The sequence below is a fragment of the Sphingomonas sp. genome, from assembly GCF_035758555.1.
Lineage (GTDB): Bacteria > Pseudomonadota > Alphaproteobacteria > Sphingomonadales > Sphingomonadaceae > Sphingomonas_B.
The window spans coordinates 1-4,848 of the sequence record NZ_DASTXI010000189.1; the positions used below are offsets into that span (position 1 = coordinate 1).

Sequence of the window (4,848 nt, forward strand, 5' to 3'; positions counted from 1 at the left end):
AGCCTCCCCTATATCGCCTCCTATCTCGGTACCGACCTGCACCTCGTCTATCTCGGAAGCGAGGGCGTGCTGCTGCCGATCATCGGCCTGTGGCTGACGGTCGGGTTGCTGGGCGGCCTCTACCCGGCCTTCTACCTGACCCGCTTCCAACCCGGCGCAATCCTGCGTTCCAACCGCTCGGCTGCCGAGCCGCCGGGCACGGGGCGGCTGCGCTCGCTTCTGGTCGTTGCACAATTCGCCGTCTCGATCGGACTGATCGCCTGCACGCTGGTCGTTTATGGCCAGATCCGTTTTGCGCGGTCGATCGACGCCGGCTTCCGCCGCGACGGTCTGATCCAGGTCGCCAACATGGATCGCGCCGCGGTCGTGCCGCTGATCGATACGCTGATCCGGCAGGCGGAACGCATTCCCGCCGTCCGCTCGGCCGCGGCGACGACGATCTTCCCGGCGACAGGACAGACACTCAACACCGATTTCCGCGTGGAAGGCCGGATCAAGCCGATCACGATCGGCTGGTACAGCGTTTCGCCCGAGTTCTTCGACACCGCGGGCGTCGATCTGCTCGCCGGCCGGCTGCCAACGCGCGCGAACCAGATGGACGCGACTTTGCTGCCGCTTGATGCCGACGCGCGGAAGGGGATGGCGCTCAGCTATGTCGATCGCGGCGCCAACGTCGTCGTCAACCGGCTCGCCGCCAGGCAGCTCGGTTTCGACGATCCGCAGGCTGCGATCGGCAAGACCGTACGGGTCAACGCGTTTGGGGCAAAGAACGGCCTGATGCCGGCGACGATCATCGGCGTGGTCGAGGATTCCCGCTTCCGCTCGCTGCGCGAGCAGCCCGAAGCCATCGCCTATATGAACAACGGCTTCTATTCGCGCCTGCTCGTCCATTTCGAAGGGGCCGAGCCGGCGGCAGTGCGCGAGGAGCTCGCCCAGCTATGGAAGCGGCTGGTGCCGACCGTGCCGTTCGAGGCCGATTTCGCCGACGCCGAGCTGGCTGAGCTCTACCGCGTCGACGAGGCGCGGGGGCTGAGCTTCGCCGGCTTCGCCGGTCTTGCCGTCGCGGTCGCTTGCCTCGGCCTGTTCGGCCTCGCCGCCTTCACGGCCGAGCGGCGCACCAAGGAGATCGGCATCCGCAAGGTGTTCGGGGCGACGATCGCCGACATCGTCCGGCTGCTGGTGTGGCAGTTCACCAAGCCGGTGGTGATCGCCAATCTGATCGCATGGCCGGTCGCCTGGTGGCTGATGCGCGACTGGCTGAACCAGTTCGACGCCCGCATCGCGCTGACGCCGGGGCCGTTCCTTGTCGCCGGCCTGATCGCCTTCGCGATCGCGATCGGCACCGTCGCCGGCCACGCGATCCGCATCGCCCGCACCAACCCGATCCACGCCCTCCGCTACGAGTAGGACCCAGACGATGTGGCGCAATTACCTGACGGTCGGTCTCCGTTCCCTGATGAAGAACCGGACCTATGCGTTCATCAACATCCTGGGCCTTGCGATCGGCATGGCCGCGTGCCTGATGATCCTGCTCTTCGTGCGGTACGAGTTCAGCTACGACAAATGGCTGCCGGATTCCGAAAACGTCTATCAGGTGCAGACCTGGTTCAAGAACCCGGATTCGGGCGAGCTCAGCTTCGGGCAGATGTCCACCTACACGTCGGAAGCGGCGCTGAAGAAGGATTTCCCGCAGATTGAGGGCTCGGTTTACGTGCTTTCTTCCGAACCGGTGTTCTACAAGGACGGCCAGGCGAGCTCGACCGAGAATTACCGCTACGTCAACGGCGACCTGCTCGCCACGATTCCGCTGCCGCTGGTCGCCGGCGGCAAGAACGCCCTGGCGCGCGTCGGCGACGCGATCCTGAGCGAGACCGAAGCGATGAAGCGCTTCGGCACGACCGACGTGGTCGGCAAGACATTCACCGTCATCTCAAAGGGCAAGGGCCGCGATTTCCGCGTGACCGGCGTGTTCAAGGACATTCCGAAGAACAGCTCGTTTGCCGCCAATATGATCGGACGGATGGATTTTCCGAGCTTCTTCGTCGACGAGCCCGGCTTCCTCGACTGCTGGGGCTGTAATTCCGGCTGGGTCTATGTGCGGTTGAAGCCCGGCACCGACGTCAAGACGATCGAAGCGCAGATGCCGGCCTGGGAAAAGCGCAATATCCCCGACCAGAACAGCGGCGAAGCACGGTTCAACGCCGGCGATTTCGGCGACTGGCATCTGATCAACATCCGCGACGTGCACCTGGGCAAGGCGCAGGACGCCGCCGTGACGCCGGGCAACGACAAGACGTCGATCATCACCTTTGCGGTGATCGCGCTGCTGATCCTCGGCATGGCGGTGGTGAACTTCACCAACCTGTCGACCGCCCGCGCCAGCCAACGGGCACGTGAGGTTGCATTGCGGAAAGTGCTGGGCGCGACCCGCAAGCAGCTGATCATCCAGTTCATCGGGGAATCGATCATCGTCACTTTCCTGGCGACGGTGATCGCGCTTGCGGTGGTCGAGCTGGCGATGCCGGCCTTTTCCGCTTTCCTGAAGTCCGACATCCAGGTCCGCTATTTCGGAGCTGACGGCATCCTGCTGCCGGTGCTCCTGCTGGTCGCGGTGGTCGGCATCCTGGGCGGCCTCTATCCGGCCTTTTTCATCTCGCGCTTCCAGCCCGCTTCTGTGCTGCGCGCGAACAAGTCGTCGGCCGAGACGCCGGGTTCGGGCCGGCTGCGGCAGGTGCTGGTCGTCGGACAATTCGCTGTGTCGATCGGGCTGATCATCTGCACGGCGGTGATCTATGCGCAGACCGTCTACGCGCGCACCGTCGACCCCGGCTACAAGCGGGACCATATCCTGCAGGTCGGCGACCTCAATCGCTACCAGCTGCTCGACAAGGGCGAGATGATCGCCGAGCGGGCGCGGCGGGTGCCGGGCGTCGATGCGGTCGGCCGCACCTCGATCGGCGTCGCCACCGAAAGCAACAACAACACCGGCGTGATGCTGCCGGGCCGGAAGGAGCCGGTCACGATCGGCAATTATGTCGTCGATCCCGGCTTCTTCGACGCGATGGGGCTGAAGCTCGTTGCCGGCCGCTGGTTCGACGAAAAGCGGCCGCTTGACGATATGAGCCTGCCGTTCCCGCCGGACGATGCCTCGCAGCGCGCGCTCGCGGCCCGCGGCGCGAACGTCGTGGTCAATGAATATGGCGCGCACCGGCTGGGCTATCGCAACGCGGCGGATATCGTCGGCAAGACGTTCCGCGCCGCGCTGGTCGATAATGAGATCGGGCTGGTGCCGGTGACCGTGATCGGCGTGGTCGGCGACAGCCGCTTCCGCTCGATCAAGCAGCCGCTCGACCCGATCATGTTCCTGAACGCGCGCAGCGGGGGCGGCCACACGCATATGATCGTGCGCTATCATGGCGATCCGGAGACGGTGCGCCGCGGCCTCGAGCAGATGTGGCAGGGCGTCACCACCGAGGTGCCGTTCCTTGCCAAATACAGCGACGACATCGTCGGCAAGCTTTATGAAGCGGAGGACGCACGCGCACAGACCTTCGCAGCGTTCGCGCTGCTGTCCGTGGTGGTCGGCTGCCTGGGCCTGTTCGGGCTCGCCGCGTTCACGGCCGAGCGGCGGACCAAGGAAATCGGCATCCGCAAAGTGATGGGGGCAAGGACACGGGATATCGTGCGGCTGCTTGTCTGGCAGTTCACGCGGCCGGTCATCATCGCGAACATTATCGCCTGGCCAGTCGCCTGGTGGCTGATGCGCGACTGGCTGAACAAGTTCGATACGCGCATCGACCTTGGCCCGACGCCGTTCGTCGCCGCCGGCCTGCTCGCGCTGCTGATCGCGATCGGCACCATCGCGGCGCATGCGATCAAGGTCGCCAGCGCCAACCCGATCCGCGCCCTGCGTTACGAATAGGATTGTCCCATGTGGCGTAACTACCTGACCGTCGGCCTTCGCGCGCTGACCAAGAACCGCGTCTACGCGGCGATCAACATCGTCGGGCTGGCGCTTGGGCTGGCGGCATGCGTGATGATCCTGCTCTACGTCCGGTATGAGATGAGCTACGACGACTGGATGCCTGAGGCGGACCAGGCATTCCAGCTGCAGACCAACTACAAGGCGACGCCATCGGGCGGCGAGGAAATGCATCTGCAGGTGAGCGCGATCGCTGCGGGCCGCGCGCTGAAGAAGGACTATCCCGACCAGGTCGAAAAGATTGTCTGGGTGCGCGGCTTCGCGCCGATCGTGATCCAGGACGGCGAGGCCGGGCAGATCAAGGACCTGCGGATGGTCGACGGCAATCTGTTCGACATCCTGAAGGTTCCGTTCGTCCGCGGCAGCGCCGCGACGGCGCTTCCCGACGGTCATTCGATTGTGCTTAGCGAAACCGAGGCGAAGAAGCGCTTCGGGAACAGCGACCCGATCGGGCGGACGCTGACGATCGTCGACAATATGGGCGACGTCGACTACAAGGTCACGGGGGTCTTCAGGGACTGGCCCAAGCATTCGAGCTTCACGGCCGACGCGGTGGCGCGGTTCGACCTGAACACCCAGTTTTCCGATCGCCCGCGCGACCTGACCAGCTGGAACAATCAGCAGGGCTGGTACTATGTGCGGCTGCGTTCTCCCAAGGACGCGGCGCTGATCAACGCACGCATGGACGCTTGGGAGAAGCGGAACATCCCCGACGAGGAAGTCGCGGGCCAGAAGACCAATGCCGGCGACGTGCAGGATTACGAGCTGGTCAACGTCCGCGACGTCCACCTCGGCCGTGCCCAGCGGGCGCCGGTCACGCCCGCCAACGACCGGTTCACGGTGATCACCTTCGGCGTGATTGCGTT

3 protein-coding genes are annotated in these 4,848 nt (G+C 64.9%); all 3 read left to right on the forward strand.

All coding sequences use genetic code 11. The features are described 5' to 3' along the window. Nucleotides 1-1,407, forward strand: a 1,407-nt coding sequence (locus tag VFT73_RS11250; RefSeq protein ID WP_326411045.1) for an FtsX-like permease family protein, incomplete at its 5' end; no start/stop codon positions are given. A gap of 10 nt (nt 1,408-1,417) precedes the next feature. After that, complete coding sequence (locus tag VFT73_RS11255) at nt 1,418-3,922, forward strand: ABC transporter permease (protein WP_326411047.1); 2,505 nt, start codon at nt 1,418-1,420, stop codon at nt 3,920-3,922. Between the two features lie 9 nt (nt 3,923-3,931). Next, nucleotides 3,932-4,848 (forward strand): ABC transporter permease (locus VFT73_RS11260; protein ID WP_326411049.1); only part of this gene is annotated, 917 nt, incomplete at its 3' end.

Coding starts and splice junctions, on each gene's coding strand:
- VFT73_RS11255 (WP_326411047.1), top strand. CDS start 1,418: ATGTGGCGCAATTACCTGACGGTCGGTCTCCGTTCCCTGATGAAGAAC.